The 17,057-nt window shown below is 70.7% G+C and carries 13 protein-coding genes; 4 read left to right on the top strand and 9 right to left on the bottom strand.

Annotated features, from left to right (window positions below; translation table 11 throughout):
- Positions 1 to 78: 78 nt before the first annotated feature.
- A complete protein-coding gene (locus ACWGI6_RS30465) occupies positions 79 to 1,278 on the bottom strand; it encodes a lactonase family protein (protein ID WP_453270489.1) in 1,200 nt (399 codons plus the stop codon).
- A 292-nt stretch (positions 1,279 to 1,570) separates the two neighbouring features.
- Here ACWGI6_RS30465 and ACWGI6_RS30460 point away from each other — a divergent pair, with 292 nt between their 5' ends.
- Positions 1,571 to 2,659: a tetratricopeptide repeat protein gene (locus ACWGI6_RS30460; RefSeq protein WP_453270488.1), complete on the top strand. Its 1,089-nt coding sequence runs from the start codon at positions 1,571 to 1,573 to the stop codon at positions 2,657 to 2,659.
- On the opposite strand, the gene ACWGI6_RS30455 is transcribed toward ACWGI6_RS30460, so the two are convergent.
- Positions 2,553 to 3,977, bottom strand: coding sequence for a lipase maturation factor family protein (locus tag ACWGI6_RS30455; RefSeq protein ID WP_453270487.1), 1,425 nt, complete (start codon positions 3,975 to 3,977; stop codon positions 2,553 to 2,555). The genes ACWGI6_RS30460 and ACWGI6_RS30455 overlap by 107 nt on opposite strands.
- A 390-nt stretch (positions 3,978 to 4,367) precedes the next feature.
- On the opposite strand from ACWGI6_RS30455, the gene ACWGI6_RS30450 reads away from it, so the two are divergent.
- A complete protein-coding gene (locus ACWGI6_RS30450) occupies positions 4,368 to 4,538 on the top strand; it encodes a hypothetical protein (RefSeq protein WP_453270486.1) in 171 nt (56 codons plus the stop codon).
- 52 nt (positions 4,539 to 4,590) lie between these two features.
- On the opposite strand, the gene ACWGI6_RS30445 is transcribed toward ACWGI6_RS30450, so the two are convergent.
- Together ACWGI6_RS30445 and ACWGI6_RS30440 are read right to left on the bottom strand one after the other, a co-directional pair.
- Positions 4,591 to 5,166: a TIGR03086 family metal-binding protein gene (locus ACWGI6_RS30445; RefSeq protein WP_453270485.1), complete on the bottom strand. Its 576-nt coding sequence runs from the start codon at positions 5,164 to 5,166 to the stop codon at positions 4,591 to 4,593.
- A 171-nt stretch (positions 5,167 to 5,337) separates the two neighbouring features.
- Complete coding sequence (locus ACWGI6_RS30440; RefSeq protein WP_453270484.1) at positions 5,338 to 7,167, bottom strand: alpha-L-fucosidase; 1,830 nt, start codon at positions 7,165 to 7,167, stop codon at positions 5,338 to 5,340.
- A gap of 307 nt (positions 7,168 to 7,474) precedes the next feature.
- Here ACWGI6_RS30440 and ACWGI6_RS30435 point away from each other — a divergent pair, with 307 nt between their 5' ends.
- Positions 7,475 to 9,040, top strand: a complete 1,566-nt coding sequence (locus ACWGI6_RS30435; protein ID WP_453270483.1) for an AMP-binding protein — start codon at positions 7,475 to 7,477, stop codon at positions 9,038 to 9,040.
- Positions 9,041 to 9,070: 30 nt separating this feature from the next.
- Here ACWGI6_RS30435 and ACWGI6_RS30430 read toward each other — a convergent pair whose 3' ends face one another.
- Positions 9,071 to 9,913: a nitroreductase/quinone reductase family protein gene (locus ACWGI6_RS30430; protein ID WP_453270482.1), complete on the bottom strand. Its 843-nt coding sequence runs from the start codon at positions 9,911 to 9,913 to the stop codon at positions 9,071 to 9,073.
- Positions 9,914 to 10,675: 762 nt separating this feature from the next.
- Here ACWGI6_RS30430 and ACWGI6_RS30425 point away from each other — a divergent pair.
- A complete protein-coding gene (locus ACWGI6_RS30425; protein WP_453270481.1) occupies positions 10,676 to 11,815 on the top strand; it encodes a glycoside hydrolase family 88 protein in 1,140 nt (379 codons plus the stop codon).
- A 135-nt stretch (positions 11,816 to 11,950) separates the two neighbouring features.
- On the opposite strand, the gene ACWGI6_RS30420 is transcribed toward ACWGI6_RS30425, so the two are convergent.
- The 4 genes from ACWGI6_RS30420 to ACWGI6_RS30405 all read right to left on the bottom strand — a co-directional run bounded on the left by ACWGI6_RS30420 (position 11,951) and on the right by ACWGI6_RS30405 (position 16,788).
- Positions 11,951 to 12,964 carry a zinc-dependent alcohol dehydrogenase family protein gene (locus tag ACWGI6_RS30420; RefSeq protein WP_453270480.1) on the bottom strand — a complete coding sequence of 338 codons (1,014 nt, stop codon included), beginning with the start codon at positions 12,962 to 12,964 and terminating at the stop codon, positions 11,951 to 11,953.
- Between the two features lie 174 nt (positions 12,965 to 13,138).
- On the bottom strand, positions 13,139 to 13,600 hold the full coding sequence (locus ACWGI6_RS30415) for an RpiB/LacA/LacB family sugar-phosphate isomerase (protein ID WP_453270479.1): 462 nt from the start codon (positions 13,598 to 13,600) through the stop codon (positions 13,139 to 13,141).
- Between the two features lie 103 nt (positions 13,601 to 13,703).
- Entirely contained in the window at positions 13,704 to 14,507 is an 804-nt protein-coding gene (locus tag ACWGI6_RS30410) for a triose-phosphate isomerase family protein (RefSeq protein ID WP_453270478.1), read from the bottom strand.
- Between the two features lie 172 nt (positions 14,508 to 14,679).
- Positions 14,680 to 16,788, bottom strand: a complete 2,109-nt coding sequence (locus tag ACWGI6_RS30405) for an alpha-galactosidase (protein WP_453270477.1) — start codon at positions 16,786 to 16,788, stop codon at positions 14,680 to 14,682.
- Between the last annotated feature and the right edge of the window lie 269 nt (positions 16,789 to 17,057).

The raw sequence follows: 17,057 nt of genomic DNA, 5'->3' as shown, positions 1-17,057 counted from the left end.
CGCTAATCGGCCAACCATGCAGGAATGTTGCCGCAGTATGTCAGTGGCCCGGGTGCCGCGGGGGGCCGTGCTCCGCGCTCACAGCGGCAGGACGCATACCGGGACCGGAGCCGCGAACGGCTCACCCGTGGGTTGGAGCGCCCCCGTCCGGGCGTCCACCGAGAACACCGTCACCGAAGCCGACTTCTGGTTCGCCGCGAACAGCCATCGCTGATCCGGGGAGAAGGCGATCTGCCGGGGGAAGTCGCCGCCCACCGGCACGGTGTCCAGCAGCCGCAGCCGTGCCCCGTCCGCCTCCACGGCGTAGCGGGTGAGGCTGTTGTGACCGCGGTTGGCGAGATAGGCGAAGCGGCCGTTCCCGGTGACCAGGATCTGCGCCGGGTAGCTGGTACCCGGACCGGTGCCCGTGGACTGCGGTGCACCGGGCGTCAGCCGCCCGCTTCCGCGGTCGTAGCGGCAGACCACGACCGTGTTGTCGACCTCGTTCGCCAGATAGGCGAAGGCGCCCGAGGGGTGGAAGGTCAGATGCCGGGGACCGGCGCCGGGCCGCAGTGCCGCGGACGACACCTGGGTGAGTTTTCCGGCCGCCTCGTCCAGCCGGTAGGTGTAGACGGTGTCATTGCCGAGGTCGACGGCCAGCACATGCCGGCCGTCCGGGGCGGTGATGATGTGGTGGGCATGCGGCCCGTCCTGGCCGGGGCCGGGCGGCGGGCTGGAGTGGGTGACCAGGTCCGTGCGTTCGCCCAGGGCGCCGGTGGCGCGGTCGACCGGATGCACGGCGACGCTGCCGGAGAGGTAGTTGGCGCTGAGCAGCCAGTGGCCGCCCGGATGCACCGACAGATGACAGGGACCGGCGCCGCCGGTGGGCCGGGTGCCCAGCACCGTGGGCGGGCCGTCCGGCGTCAGCGCGATCGCGGTCACCCCGCCCTGCTGCTGCTCGTCGACCGCGTAGAGGGTACGGCCGGACGGTGCCAGGGCGAGGTAGGAGGGGTCGGCGACCCCTGCCACGACCCCGGTGGCGGTGATCCGGCCGGTCGCGGTGTCGTACGTACCGAGTCCGACACCGGTCCCGCCGCCCGGGGCCGAGGTGTAGGTCCCCAGGAAGAGCGGACGGGCGCCGCGCGGGTGGTGCCCGGCGGTGGCGTGCGCGGGTGCCGAATCCCGCACCGTCAGCAGTCCCGCCCCGCCCGCCGCGGCCAGCCCCGCCGCGACGGTGCCGAGGAACCGTCGACGGTCGATCCCTGTGCCGGCCTGCGTTCCCGTACGTGCTGCGCTCATGCCACACCTCGGTGCTCGGCGATCCGTGATCGGGTGGTCGTGGCAGCAGGGTGGCGCCTCCGGCCCGCTCAGGCAAGTGATGCAACCCGAATTGCATGGTGTGCAACGCAACGGCGGTACCCGAACCGGCCGGGTGACCCTGACGTTCCCCTACATCCCCATGATGACCACCACCCCCCGGCGTAGCACTGAAGTCGTACAACACAACACATACGCGGACTGATTCGCCGCACCCCCCACCACTCGTAGTTTCTTGATCAAGGCATGAAGATGATCGAGAGGCCACGGATATATGTACGGCAAGGCATTCGCCCCGGAATATCAGGGCGAGTTGGGCACGGCACTGGGCGTGAACTCCTCCTACGAGGAGGTGCTGGCGACGGCGAGCCGCGCGCACACCGAGGCGGGCACGACACTGGAGCGGTCCCGGGCCGCGCTCGCGGTCGCCGAGGCCAACCGGCGGCTCGGCCGGGTGGAGCAGGCGGGTGACGCCTGGCGGGAGAGCTACCGCAGTGCCCGCACCGCCGGCGACCCGGGCGCCATGGCCTGGGCGCTGTGGAGCGGCGGCACCCTGGCCCGCCAGTGCGGGACCCTGCCGCTCGCCCGCCGGCTGCTCACCCACGCGGTCGCGCTGGCCGCCGACAGCGGCGACCGTCTCGCCCACGGCTACTCGCTCGCGGGCCTCGCCGAGACCGGCCGCATCCAGGGCGATTACGCCGCGGTCGCCGAGCTCCACGAGCAGCTGCTCGCACAGGGCCGGGAGCACGGTGAGGCCCGGCACATGGTCTGGGCGATGTCCGGCATAGCCCAGATGCACCGCAACACCGGCGGCTACGACAAGGCCCTGGAGCTGTTCGAGGAATCCGCCCGCATCGCCGCCGAGGCCGACGACTTCCGCGGGCGCGCCTGGTCGCTGCGCGGCGTCGCCGATGTCCTCTCCGTACAGGGCGAGACGGACCGGGCACTGACGCTGCTGTCCGAGGCCGAGGCCATCTGCCGCACCATGGACCTCGCGAGCGCGCTCGCGTACAACCACAAGATGCGCGCCAACGTGCTCTACCGGGCAGGCCGTTACGAGTCGGCGCGCGAGACCTACACCCTCTCGCTGCAGGAGTTCCGCGAGATGCAGGAGCCCCGTGGGGTGGCGCTCTCCCGGCTCGGCCTCGTCAAGGCCCGTGCCCGTCTCGGCCGCGACCGGGACGAGACCCTGGCCGAACTCGACTCCCTGGAAGCGGACTTCCTACGCATCGGACTGCGCCACGCCCGCGATATGGTCATCGCCTTCCGTGCAGAGCTGATCGCCCGATCGGCGCCAGGAACTCCTGCTCCTCGGTGCGATGCCACCACGCTCGGGTCTCCCGCAGTTCCCGCCAGGTCGTGAAGCGGTAGCGGAAGACCCGGGCCCTGATCCGGGCCGGCGGCAGATCGGGGAACGGGTTGCTGTGCAGCAGCCGCAGTGTGTCCCGGTCGTTCTCCAGCAGCCGCGCGACGAACGGTACGAACCACGACCGCGCATAGGCCGGTGACAGCGCGGCGAACCACATCAGCCAGTCCAGCCGCAGGTGGTACGGCGCATACTGCCGCGGCAGCCGCCGTACATCGCCCGGCTTGCCACGGAATTCGTACGGAAGCCAGGTCGTTTCCGGCCCGGTCACCGCGTCCGCCGTCCCCTCCACGATGATCTCCCGGCGCACTCGCGTGATACTGCCGAATGCCCCGTACGAATTGACCAGATGCAGCGACTCGTAGGACGTGTTCATCATCTGCTGCCGGGCCAGCAGATTGCGCGCCGGCCGATAGCTGAGCACGAGGACCCCGGCCGTGGCGATGAGGACCAGGACCGCGAACCACAACGGAGGCGGCGGGAGCGGCGTGGACGGTTCCCCCAATAGCGGGGCGGCGGCCGACATGGCCAGCGCGATGGTCACCCAGTTCAGCCAGGCGAAATTGCCGGACAGCACCAGCCACAGCTGAGTGAGGACCATCGCGACCGCGGCCCACCCGGCGATCGGCTGAGGCGTGAACAGGAGTACGGGAACGCCGAGTTGGGCGACATGATTGGCGGCCACCTCGACCCGGTGGAGGGGCTTGGGCAGATGGTGGAAGAACCAGCTCAACGGGCCGGGCATCGGCTGGGTCTCATGGTGGTAGTACAGGCAGGTCAGATCCCGCCAGCAGCGGTCGCCGCGCATCTTGATCAGCCCGGCCCCGAACTCCACCCGGAACAGCAGCCAGCGCAGCAGCCACATGACCGGCACCGGGGGAGCGGTCTCGTCATTCCCGAGGAATACCGCGAGCGAGCCGGCCTCCAGCAGCAGCGACTCCCAGCCGAAGCCGTACCAGGTCTGTCCGACGTTCACGATGGACAGATACATCGCCCACAGCGCGGCCCACAGCACCATCGCCGCCCACAACGGCACGGCATCCGCGGCCCCCGCCGCCACGGCCGCGGCCAGCAAGGCCCCGCCCCACGACCAGAGGGCGAAGAAACGGTCCGAATAGTGCCGGTGAAAGACCGAGGGCGCCGCGCGGAACGGCACCCGCGCCACGAAAGCGGGCACCGGGAGCATGCCGCGCGCCCCGATGAGCGCACGGAACTGCCGGGCCGCCGCGATGAACGCGACGACGTAGAGGACGGCCAGCATGCGCTGGAAGACCAGCCGCCCGAGCCAGTAACCGGAATCCGAGAACCATGCCACCCGCCCATGGGTAGCACTGCCGCCGTATGCACTGCGGCAGGACGCGCGGCGACGGAGACTGGATACCTCACTCACTCTTCAGCGTAGGGATCGGGGCGAATGCAGCAACCGCAGGGCCATTGGAGTGAGTGATGTGCATCACATAATCCACCTCTTTTCCCCGCCGCTTATGGGGGCCGTATCCGCATCTTCCGATGACGTGCCTTCGCCGCCGGAAAACGTCGAGCGCGCGGAGTGCGGCGTCGTTACTCTGAGGGGCGACGGACGACCTTTCTGGGAGACGCCAACACCATTGGCCCGTCGCGGGAACGCCACAAACCTTGGCTGACCTCCCGGTTTGTGAACAAGGCGCCACCGCGTCGGACCAATACCTCGAAGAAGGAGTGCGTGGTGGCATTGCACAAGGCTCAACACAAGCGGCCCCGTTTGAAGCAGGGCGAGCGGCCTGGTCGGATCAAGGAAGTCCGCAATCTGGAAGTCTGGGACCGCTGCGCCCCGGTGCGCCTCGCCGGCTGCGATGACGATCCCGCCGAGCCACATATCTTCCGCGGCATCGACTGAATCACTGAATCGCTCGGGCGTCGGCCCTGACCCGTGGGCCTCATCCTCGGGGTCAGGGCCGGCGTCCGAGCAGACACAGCAGCCGGGTGAGAGCGTCGGCGTCGGCCGGCGGCTCCACCGCGGGAGCGAACAGCGCCGAGGCGGCGAGCCCGGAGGCGTACGGCTCCACTTCGCGCAGCGCCGCCTGCGCAAGATGACCCGGCAGCCGCTCATCGGCGCCGATCGCACGGGACAGGTCCCAGGCGTGCACCACCGCATCGGCCATCATCTGCGTGCAGTAGGCGTCGGCCGGACCGGATCCGTACGAGAGCTGGACGGTGCGACTCAGCGCACCGCGCTCCGAGAACGCCGCCACGGCGGCCACCGCCGCGCGGTCCCAGACCCCGGCCGGATCCTCCCCGAGCAGATCGCCGTCATACTCCGACCCCACATCGGCGATCGTCGCGCCGTCCCGCACCAGGCGGGGCACCCACAACTGCTCGGCGGTGAGGTGGTTCACCAGATCGCGCACCGACCATTGCGCGCAGGGCGTCGGGGCGTCCCACTGGTCGTCGCGGACGGCATGCACCCGGGTGCCGAAGAGCGCGATGGCCTCGCCGTGGGTCCGCAGGATCTCGTCGTCGTTCATGCTCCCCGAGAATAGGAGCGGGCACTGACAACGGCGCCCCGGCGCACGGCGCCCACCCGGCGTCCCCGGGGGGGATCGGACTCACCCGACCGGCCCAACCGGAGGCGGGAGCTTTCCCGCCCGCCGGTCGGCACCGCGGGTACGGCCGCGGGCAGCCCGTACGGGCCGTGGTCAGTCGGCGTAGAGCTGTCGTTGCGGCACGATCTGCTGGGACTGACTCGGGCTGGACCACAGCAGCTTCAGATGGGCCTCTCCGGTCTGCTCCGTGTAGTCGATCCGGATGCTGTGCCGGTGACCGGCCTGCAGGGTGACGGTCCCCTTGTCGACCTTCGGGCCGTGCGGGGTGGTGCTCTCGATCACCGGTTTGCCGTCGATCCACAGCCGCACGGTGTCGTCGGAGACGGTGGTGAAGGTGTAGGTCTCGTCGAAGCGCGGCTGAATGCTGCCGGTCCAGCGGGTGCTGAAGTGATCGGCGGGGATCGCCGGGTCCGGTGATCCGTCGAAGCGGTAGGACTTGTTCACCGTCGGATCGACGGTGGTCACCGCGGGCGGACCGGAGAAGGAGTCGTTCGCCCAGCTCTGTGCCGTCAGCCCCGTGCCGGTTCCTGCGGGTGCCGCGGCCGGCGGCTTGATCGTGAGCCGGATGACGCTCGCGAGCGGACCGGTACCGGTGCCGGACGGAGTGAGGTCGAAGCCGTCACCGGCCGGGGCGACCTTCACCTGCTGCGAACTGCCCAGGACCCGGGCCGCGGTGATCTGGAACCGGCCCTTGGCGGTGAGGTGGAGGGACGCGCCGGCGGCCGGCCAGGAGGTGACCGAGGCGTACAGCTCGTTGGCCCGGCGGGAGACCGTGCCCCAGGACGGGTCCGCCACCAGCCCGGTGTGCCCGGCCCCGTGGACCGCATCGCCCTGGCCGTGCGCGCTCAGCCACCGGCCGGTCTCGCGGAGCCGGTCGAGGGACGGCTGCGGGATGCGCCCGAGCCTGTCCGGGCCTACGTTGAGCAGATAGTTGCCGCCGCGGCTCGCCACATCCAGCAGGTTGCGCACCACCGTTGCCGTCGACTTCCAGTTGGTGTCGTACGAGGCGAAGCCCCAGTGGTCGTTGAGCGTCATACAGCTCTCCCACAGCTGCCCGTCGACCGGCTCCGCGGGGATCTCCTGCTCCGGCGTGCCGAAGTCGCCGTCGACCACATCGCGCTTGCCGACGCGGTTGTTGACGATCAGGTGGGGGTTGAGGCCGTGCAGATACGCCTGGAGGTCGGCGCCGTCCTGACGTGACCAGCGGTTGGTGGGGTTGTCCGCGTCCCATTCGCCGTCGAACCACAAGAGTGCCGGGTCGTAGTGGTCGACCAGCTCCTTGAGCTGGCCGTACATCCGCTTCTTGTACCGCGGGAAGGTCGCCGGATCGGCGAAGTCCGGGTCGTGCCAGTCCCAGATCGAGTAGTAGAAGCCGAGTTTGATCCCGGCGGCGTCGGCGGCCTTCTTCAGCTCGGCGAGGATGTCGCGGTGCGGGTCGAAGGCGGAGTGGTCGCGCAGATTCCAGGTGTTCTGCTTCGTCGGCCACATCGCATAGCCGTCGTGGTGCTTGGACGTGATGACGATATAGCGCTGGCCCGCGTCCTTGGCCGCCCGGACGATCGCCTTGGCGTCGAAGGCGGACGGGTTGAAGGTGGCGGCCTGCTTCTCGTACGCCTCGTCCGGGATCCGGCACTCGCGCTTGATCCACTCCGCGTTGCGGCACACCGTGCCGTCGGGCCGGGTGTACTCGCCCTCCAGATTCGAGTACGCGCCGAAGTGGATGAACATCCCGAAGCGGTCCTGGCGCCACCACGAGGTGCGCGACGAGGTGAAGGGGTCGTCGGTCGCGTGGTTGGTTCCGGGGCCGGCGGCGGGCCGCGGCGGGGGCTTCGCGGCGGCCACGGGGCTGCCGACGGCCAGCAGCAGGGCGCCCAGCACCCCCATGAGCCCCAGCAGACGGAACGGTCTTGTGCGGCTGTGCATCGCTCGCTCCTTGGGTCAGTTGGTCACGTACGTGCCTCCTGTGCCATCCCGCATGGTGCAGCGCCGGCACCTGGACCGGAAGACCCCGGACGCGACAAACATCGGAGCATCTTGACGAAAGCGGGCGGCAGTTGGGGTCGCGGGAGGGCAGGGAGGCATCAGACCTCGGATCTAAGGCGGGCGTCGGAAAGTGGCCGAGAGAGGTGCAGCCGATGGCCGGGGGAGTGCTGACCTGAAGTCAGCGCTCTGGCGAACCACCGGACTTGTCGGTTCAATGGGCGATCAGGTCGCACTCATTGGAGGCACCATGGAAGCCGTCGCCCCACCCGCCGCCGGCGCCCCGGCCATCCGCTGCGCGGGTCATGAACGCGACTATCCGTCCTTCCTCGACCGTGCGGCGCGGATCGCCACCGCGCTGCGTGCGGCGGGAGTTGAGCCCGGCGACCGGATCGCCGTCGTCCTGCGCAACGAGCCCGCCCATCTGGAGATCACCGCCGGGGCCGCCCTGCTGGGCGCCTCCGCGGTGCCCGTCAACTGGCATTTCCGGCACGACGACCTGCGGCATGTGCTCACCGACAGCGGCAGCAAGGTGGTCTTTGCGCACAGCGACATGCTGGACGCGGTGACCGACGTGCTTCCCGACGGTGTACGGATCGTCGAGGCCCCGGTTCCCGCCGGTGTCGCGGCAGCCTGCGGGATCGCCGTACCGCCCGCCACCGGCGAACACCCACTGCTCGACCGGTGGCTGGAAAGCCATGCGCCGCTGGACCGGGCCGCCGCCGGGGAACGCCCGCCCACCGTCATCTACAGCTCGGGAACCACCGGGCTCCCCAAGGGGGTGCTGCGCGAACCCGTCGCCGCGGACCAGCTCGAAGAGGGGGTGCGGTTGTTCCTGGAGCACTTCGCCGTCGCCCCCGGCGGACGGACGCTCATCCCGGCCCCGCTCTACCACGCCTCGCCCAGCCAGCACGCCGTCCTCGCCCTCGCGGCCGGCCTGGACATCACCCTCATGCCCCGCTTCGACGCCGAGGAATTCCTGCGGCTGATCGCGCACCACCGCATCGAGCAGGTGCAGGTCGTGCCCACGATGTTCGTACGGCTGCTGCGACTGCCCAAGGACGTACGGGAGCGCTACGACCTGTCCTCGCTCACCTCCGTCGTGCACGCCGCGGCGCCCTGCCCGCCGCATATCAAACACGCCATGATCGACTGGCTGGGACCCGTACTGCGGGAGTACTACGGCGGCAGCGAGACCGGCGCCGTGACCTGGTGCGACAGCGCGGAGTGGCTGACTCACCCCGGCACCGTCGGACGGGCCACCGGAACCTGCGGAGTCGCGGTCATCGGCCCCGACGGAAAGCCGCTGCCGACCGGTGCCACCGGCGACATCTATCTGAAACCCGGCGACGGCTGGCCCCGGTTCACCTACCTCGGCGACCCGGACCGGCGCGCCGCCATGGAAGCGCCGGGCCTGCCCGGATACGTCACCATCGGCGACATCGGCCACCTCGACGAGGACGGCTATCTCTACCTCAGCGACCGCCGGAACGACATGGTCATCTCCGGCGGCGTCAACATCTACCCGGCGGAGATCGAAGGCTGTCTGCTCGCCCTCGACGGGGTCCGTGACGTGGCGGTCTTCGGTATCCCCGACGAGGAGTTCGGCGAGGTCCTCGCCGCCCATCTGCAGACCGAACCCGGCGTGCTGCTCAGCGCCGAGGAGGTGCGCGCCCATGTCGGTGAGCGGCTCGCCGGGTACAAGGTCCCCCGGGCCGTGGTCTTCGAGGAGCTGCTGCCGCGCGACGAGTCGGGAAAGCTCTTCAAGAGGCGGCTGCGGGACCCGTACTGGGCGGAGCACGACGGCGCGATCTGAGCCTCGTGCCCCGCCCGCTGCTGCCCCGCCTCAGCAGGCCGGACCGTCGAGAACGGGGATCAACTGCTCCTCCTCGTACGCCAGATGCTTTTCCACCTCCTCCGTGAGGCGCTCGACCTCGGAGAGCACCGACCGGGGGTCCGCACCTTCGGTGGAAATGACCTTTTGCAGCGCGGCGAGGAGGACCGCGAGTTTCTCGTGTTCCTGGTGCATTCGCTCCAGCGCCGGGGCGAGTTCGGGATGGTGCCGGCCGAGCATCGGGAACATGCCGGCGTCCTCACCGGTGTGATGGTTGTGCAGCCCCTGGCAGAGGGTCAGACAATTCACCCGGAGCTGGGCGCCCAGACCGGGGCCCGATTCGGCGATTTCCTTGCGGATGAGGGCGAGTTCCCGCCGGAATCCGTCGTGCACGGCCTTGAGTGCGGCGCCCGCCGAGGCGGCGCTGATATGCGGCGGACCGGCGGGGATTTCCTCCAGGGCCACCACTGGAAGTACGCGCTCCGTTTTGGCCTGGTACTCCGACCATCCGGGATCGGCCGCTGCCGCGCGGGCGAAGGCACGGTCACGTTCGGCGCCCTCCAGGACAAGTGCCTGCGCCTCGTAGGTGAAGACACCGGCCTCGACCGTGACCCGAGGATGGACCACGAGATTGTGGAACCAGGCCGGGTGTTTCGGTGCGCCGGCGGCCGAGGCGATGACCAGGACACGCCCGCCGCCGTCGGGGAGATAGCCGAGCGGGGTGGTGTGCGGGGCGCCGGACCGCGCGCCGAGGGTGGTCAGCAGAAGCAGGCGGCCGCCCTCGAAGGGGCCGCCGACGCGACCGCCGTTGGCGCGGAACTCCTCGATGATCTGTCGGTTGAAATCGATCGGCATCTTCGGTGTTTTCTCCAGGAGTGGTAAGTGCGATGGATGAGCGTGGATGAGCCCCCGGATGTGTGGGGCATGGCGGAAAACCCCGGTCGGTGAGACGGGGAACCGCGCTTCGGGCAGGGCGCATCGACCGCGGTCGGCAGGAACTCGACCGTGGTGCGGAAAGGTGGAACGGCGGAAAGGCCGAAAGGGAGGGGGAGTTGTGCGCGCAGGCGGACGCTGCGGACAAGCGCGTTATGCGCAGGCCGGCGAAATCTGCGGGCAGACAGGAGGCGTCTACGGAGGAAATCGCCGTACGGGCGAAATGCGTCAGCAGACGAAAGGCGCGGAACGCGCAAACAGTGGAGGAGAGGAGGGGCGGGCCTCTGATGGCCCGCCTGGCGGTCACGTGGTGACCGGGTACCTCACTCGCTCGTGGCACATGGCCGACCCGGTAGTCACGGGTCAAAGGTAATGCCGTAAAGGCGTCGAGGCAACGCCGGACGGTTATTTCGTGCGTCTCGTATCCCGGCCGGTCCGGGGCGCCAAGGCTCCGGCGGGACGGCGCCGTGTGCGGCACGCCGTCCGGATGCCGCCCGCGGTGGTGCGCCCTGGAGGCGTCCCGAACCCCCCTTCCGCAACCGGGAGTTGGCTGTCACCATGTCCCTCGCTGCACATCACATGAAAGAACGCTGTTCGCGTACATGAATGATGCGGGCAGGTGCCTGCAGGGACATGGCGGTGGTCAGCCGCATGCCTGAACGTCCGTACCGGAGGGGTCTGTTCATGGAACGTCGGCAATTCCTCGCCACCGGCGCCGCGCTGACGGCCGGCGCCGCACTGTCCGCCCGACCGGCCGCCGCCGCGCCGGGCCGCCGCCCCGCCGACCGGCTGCCGGCCCGTGCCGAGACCGTCGCCGTACTGCGCCGGGTCGCCGACCACTGGATCGGCGCGCACGCCGACCCGGGCGACAACCAGTGGGCCCGCGCCACCTTCTTCAGCGGGCTGCTGGCCCTGCACCGCCTCACCCGGGAGCCTCGCTACCTCGCCCATGCACGCGGCTGGGCGGAGCATCATGCGTACGGGCTGCACAACGGCGTCACCACCCGGCACGCGGACGACCACTGCGCAGGTCAGGCCTACCTCGATCTCTATGCGCTGGACGCCGCGCCGGACCCGGCCAAGATCGCTGCCATCGAGGACTCCCTGCACCGCATGGTCGTCACCTCGGCCGAGCGGCACGACGACTGGTGGTGGGACGACGCGCTGCACATGGCAATGCCGCCGTTCGCCCGGCTCGGCGCGCTGCGCGCCGACCCCGCCTACTGGGACGCGATGCACGCGCTCTACACCCACACCAAGAGCGCCGAGGGCGGCCCCGGGCTCCACGACCCCCACAGCGGCCTGTGGTACCGCGACAAGCGATTCCTGCCCGGCGGCATCTCCTCCCCGAGCGGCAGGCCCGTCCTGTGGTCGCGCGGCAACGGCTGGGTCGCCGGGGCCCATGCCAAGGTGCTCGCCGTCCTTCCCGACACCTTCGCCCCGGTCCGCGCGTACCGGGCCACCCTGGTCGGGGAACTGGCCGCGCTCCAGGCCGTCCAGCGGTCCGACGGGTTCTGGAATGTGAACCTCGCCGATCCCACGCAGCTGCCCGGTCCGGAGACCAGCGGCACCGCGTTCTTCACGTACGGGACGGCCTATGCGCTGCGGGCCGGGCTGGTCCCGCGCGACCGCTACCGTCCGATGGCCGCCAGGGCGTGGAACGCGATGGTGGAGACCGCGGTACACCCCGACGGCTTCCTCGGCTACGTCCAGAACGTCGGCGACCGGCCGGAATCCAGCCAGCCGGTCACCTACGACTCCACCGCCGACTTCGGCGTCGGTGCTTTCCTGCTGGCGGGTACGGAGGTGGCGGCGCTGGGCTAGGGCATGTCCGCCACGTCCCGTCGTTCGCCCGCGGGCCGGGCGGGACTTGGCGGACACGCCCCGGGCCCTGGCGCCCTGGCGGGCGGTCCCCGCCGGGGCCGCCCGCCAGGTCCGCGGTGGACGCCTTCGCCGAGGTCAGGCGAGCGGCCCGCGCGGGACGATCTGCAACTTGCGGCCGGAGCCCTGCTGGAAGGTGTCCAGGGCCGTGGCGTACTCGTCGAGCCCGAAGCGGTGCGTGATCATGGTGTCGGAGTCGATGAAGCCCTTGCCCAGCAGGTCCAGGGCGCGGCCGTAGCTGTGCAGAATCGCCATGCTGCCGACGATCCGGATCTCGTCGTTGTAGATACGGAACGGGGAGAAGCGCGCCTCCTCCTGGTCGGGCGCGCAGCCGAACTGCTGGAAGGTACCGCCCCGGACGGGCCGCGTCAGCCCGTCCTCGATGGCCTGGATGTTGCCGGTGCAGTCCGTGACCACCTCCCAGCCGCGCGGGTGGGCGGCGGTCAGCGCGTCCGCGCTGGTGGCGACGGCGTCGGCGCCGAGCTTGCGAGCCACCGCCAGCCGGTCCTCGTTGAGGTCGACGACCGATACGGAGGCGGCGCCGGCCCGCTGGGCGACCTGGAGATAGAGCAGTCCCATGGTGCCGGCGCCGTAGATCAGGAAGTTGTCGCCGAGCTTGGGATGCACGAGGTCGAAGCCGCGCACGATGGTCGACAGCGGTTCGATCAGCGGGGCATGGGCGAGCGGGACGGTCTCCGGCAGCCGGTAGCAGTTGCCAGCGGGCACCTTGACGTACTCGGCGCAGGCGCCGTCGACGGTGATGCCGATGGTGCCCCACTGCTCGCAGAGATTGCCGCGGCCGATGGCGCAGAAGTGACAGGAGCCGCAGTAGATCGCCGGGTCGGCGGCGATCGCGTCGCCCTCGGCGAACTCCGTGACCTCTGCGCCCACCGCGACGATCTCGCCGGAGAACTCATGGCCGGGGATCACCGGATAGCGCGTCGGCCCGAACTCCCCCGCCAGCATGTGCACATCGGTGCCGCACAGACCGGCCGCGGTGACCTTGACGACGACCTCGCCGGGGCCTGGCGTGGGGTCCGCGACGGTGCTGACGGAGAGCTGGTTCGGTTCCTCGAGGACAACTGCACGCATGGGCGTTACCGCCTTTCGGAAGTGGAGACGAGTGAGGACGGGAGCTGACGGGAGCTGACGGGAGCGGCGGAGAGGGGGAAAGGGGGAGAGGACGGGGACGGGACGGGGGGCCGAGGGCGGGCGGGGAACCGCGGGCCGGTCCCGCGCGCTCCGGACGGAGTCGGGGCGGCGGACTCAGGCCGCGCGCAGATTACGCGATTCGACCTGCTTGATCTTCTCGACCTTGGGCGCGGATCCCCCGCCGGCGAAGTCGGAGACCAGCCAGTGCTGCAGGCACACCAGCGCGGCCTCCACGCCCATGGTGCGACTGCCGAAGCAGGCGATCTGCGCGTCGTTGGACTTCCGGGCGCGCTCGGCGCTGTAGCTGTCGGGGATCTGGGCGGCGCGGATGCCGGGAACCTTGTTGGCGGCGATGGCCATGCCGATGCCGGTGCCGCAGATCAGTACGGCGCGTGCGTGCTCGCCGCGGGCGACGCTCCGGGCAACGCGTTCGGCGACGTCCGGGTAGTCCTCGGTGGCGGTGGCACTCATATCGATGACCGGGTAGCCGTGTCCGGTGAGGTAGGCGACCATCGCCTCCTTCATGACGATCCCGGCGTCGTCGGCGCCGATCGCGATGCGGTAGGTGTCCTGCACGATGGTCTCCTTCGGGGCTGGTGCTGAGGCGGGGCGGGCGGTGGACTGCGGTGCGGTGCGGTGCGGTGCGGTGTGGTGCGGTGCCGTGTGGCGGTGCCGGTCGTCAGCCGCCGGGGATCGTCGCTCCCGGGACCTCCGCTCCGGCGATCTCTTCGAGGACCTTGCGCAGGCCCTCGGTGTCATGGGCCAGCCGGCCCAGGAACAATCCGTCGACGGCGCCCGCCAGTTCGCCGTACGTACCGGGGCCTGCCGTGCCGCCGTAGATCAGGCGCCCGCGTACCCCGTGATCGCGCAGCACGCCGCGGATGGCTCCGGCCACCGTGCGGACATGCCGGGCGGGGGCCGGTTCACGGGCGCCGATCGCCCAGACCGGCTCATAGGCGATGACGACCTCGCTGCCCGGTGCGGCGCCCGCCAGCGCGGCCCGTACCTGGGACAGCGTTTCGCCGACGGCCGTGTCGAGTTCCTCGGCACGCCGCTCACCGGCGCAGATCACCGGGATCAGCCCGGCACGGGTGGCCGCGCGCGTTTTGGCGGCGACCGCCTCGTCCGTCTCGCCGAAGTACCGGCGGCGCTCGGCATGGCCGACCTCGACATAGCGGGCGCCCGCCTCGGCGAGCATCCCGGCGGAGACCTCGCCCGTGAACGCACCGGTGTCGGCCCAGTGCACATTCTGGGCGCCGAAGGCGATGCGGGTGGCGCCGAGCAGTTCGCGGGCGTCCGCGAGGGCCGGGAAGGAGGGCAGCACGAAGAGGTCGACGGGGCGGGGGAGGGCGGCCAGTGTCGCGTCGAGCGCCGCCACCTCCGCGAGCCAGGTCCGGGTACGCGCCAGGCCGAAGTAGAGCTTCAGCGAGACGCCGATCACCGGGCGAGGGCTCACGGCGGATGGCGAGTTCTCAGGGATCACGTCGTTCATGATGCTTCAAACAAAATCACATGTGAAGTTCTCAAATCAAGACGTGAACTTCACGGGACGCCTGTGATTTTTCTGCCCGCCGGGAACCGCCGCCGACACGCCCCCACCGCGACTCATCTCCGCGCGCCCCACTCATCTCCGCCCCCCACCTCCGTACGCCCCCTCACCTCCGTACGGCCTCCAGCAGCACCAGCCGCTCCGGGAACAGCGTCGGCGCCTGCACCCCCACCTCGGCCAGCACCCGGCCCGGCAGCGTCACTCCCGTCTCCCACCAGGGCAGCGCCGAGGTGAACGGCCCCTCCGGGCGGTCACCCGGCGCCAGCGGCGACAAGTGGTAATCCGCATCCGGATCCAGCCCCGGCAGCCGCACCCGTCCGGCCGGAGCCTGCACACTCGTCGCCATCTGCACCAGCGCGAACACCGCCCGCCCGCCGTCCCCGCCCACCACGCCATGCACCCACAGCGCCGGATCGGGATGGTCGCCGTGCACCACCGTCCCGCTGTGCAGCAGCGGCCGCAGCTCCCGGTACAGCGCCACCCACTCGGCCAGCCGCGCCCGCTCCGCCGCGCTCGCCGCCGTCAGATCCCACTCGATCCCGACGTGGCAGAACAGCGCCGTCCCCGCCCGGAAGTCCAGGGTGTGCATGCGTCCCGTCGTATGGGCGACCGGCGCCCCGACATGCGCGCCGAGCAGCTCCGGCGGGAGCAGCAGACCGGTCCAGCGCTGGATCCGCTGGCGCTCCAGCGCATCGATGCAGTCACTGGTCCACACCCGGTCGGTGCGCTCCAGCACCCCCAGATCCACCCGGGCGCCGCCGGATGAACAGGACTCGATCTCCAACCGGGGGTGCCGTGCGCGCAGTTCGTCCATCAGCCGGTAGGCGGCCGTCGTCTGGTGGTGCGCGGCCGCGTCCACGAGATCGCGGTTGTGGTCCCACTTGAGGTAGTCGATGCGGTGCTCGCGCAGCAGGGTGTCCAGCCGCTGGAGGATGCAGGCGTACGCCTCGGGGCGCGCCAGATCGAGGACTTGCTGGTGACGTGAGGCCGGCGGCTGCCGTGCCGGGGAGGCGGCCAGGATCCAGTCGGGGTGCGCACGGGCCAGATCGGAGTCCGGGTTGATCATCTCCGGTTCGACCCACAGCCCGAACCGCAGCCCCAGACCGTGCACGGTGTCGATCAGCGGATGCAGTCCGTCCGGCCAGACCTCCGCATCCACATACCAGTCACCGAGCCCGGCACGATCGTCCCGCCGCCCCCGGAACCACCCGTCGTCCAGCACGAATCGCTCCGCCCCGACCTCGGCCGCCGCTTGCGCCAGCCGAGTCAGCGTGGCCAGGTCCTGGTCGAAGTAGACCGCCTCCCAGGTGTTGAGGGTGACCGGCCGCGGGGACGAGGGATGCCCGTCGCGGGTGCGCAGCTCGCGGTGGAAGCGGCCGGCCAGTTCGTCCAGGCCGTGGCGCCCGTAGGAGCCGTAGATCCATGGGGAGCGGTAGGTGTCGCCGGGCGCCAGCCGGATCTCGCCGGGCAGCAGCAGTTCGCCGCCGGCGAGTACGGCCTGCCCGGCCGGGGTGCGCTCGGCGAGCGAGCGGTGGTTGCCGCTCCATGCCACATGCAGCCCCCACACCTCACCGGACCGGAAGCCGAAGCCCGCCTCCCCGGCGGTCTGCAGCAGCGTCGCATCGCTGCCGGTGCGCCCGCGCCGGTTCTCCCGCAGATGGGTGCCGAGGGTGAACGCATGCCGCTGCGGGGCACGTTCGCGCAGATGCCGGCCGGTGAGATCGAGGAGCTCGGTGGCCTGCGCGGGTACCGGCAGGGCGGGAGTGAGCTCGGTGAGGTGGTACGGGTCGCCGCCGGTGTTGGTGACGGCGGCACGCAGCCGCACGAGCCCGGCATCGGTCAGTCCCAACTCCAGCGTGAGCGCCAGCCCGCCGTCCGCGTCCGCCGCCTCGACGGTCAGCCGGCGGCCCTCCTCCCGTACGGACCTGCTGCGCACCGTGAACGCGGGCGCGGCGGCGGAGCTTTCGCGATGTCCACTCAGCCCCGGGGTGCCGAGCCAGCCCGCGGACTGCTGTGGCAGCACGCTCAACGGCACCGGCTCGTCCAGCGCATTGGCGACGGTCTGTGCGACATCGGCGGCAAGCAGCCCGGCGAGCCGGCCGGGGGTGAGCGTGCCGAGGTCGGCGCCCCAGTGCACGATGCGCGGCAGACCGGTACCGGACAGATCCAGCACCAGGCTGGCGCCGGCGGCCCGGAAGTGCAGGAGGTCGTCCATGGCGGGATCCCTTCGTTACGGACGGGATGGCGGGATGGTGCTGCCCGACGAGGTGCGGGGGCAGTGTTCCCTGTTCCCTGTTCCGACTTACTCAGGTCAGGCATCCAAGCCGGGTTCCGCGGCGGCGGGGCCCTCCGCTTCAAAGATGTTGTCCATCGCCTCGGCTCCCTCCGTGATGACGGGACGCAGCCGGCGAGAGTCGGCCTGTCGCGGCGTGCGCGGGGAGCGGGCAGTGCATGGTTGCGCGAGGACCGGCACACGCGGGTCGA

It is taken from the genome of Streptomyces sp. NPDC054786, assembly GCF_053611685.1.
The sequence above is the reverse complement of the archived record's forward strand: the minus strand, read 5'-3'. Positions and strand labels throughout refer to the sequence as shown.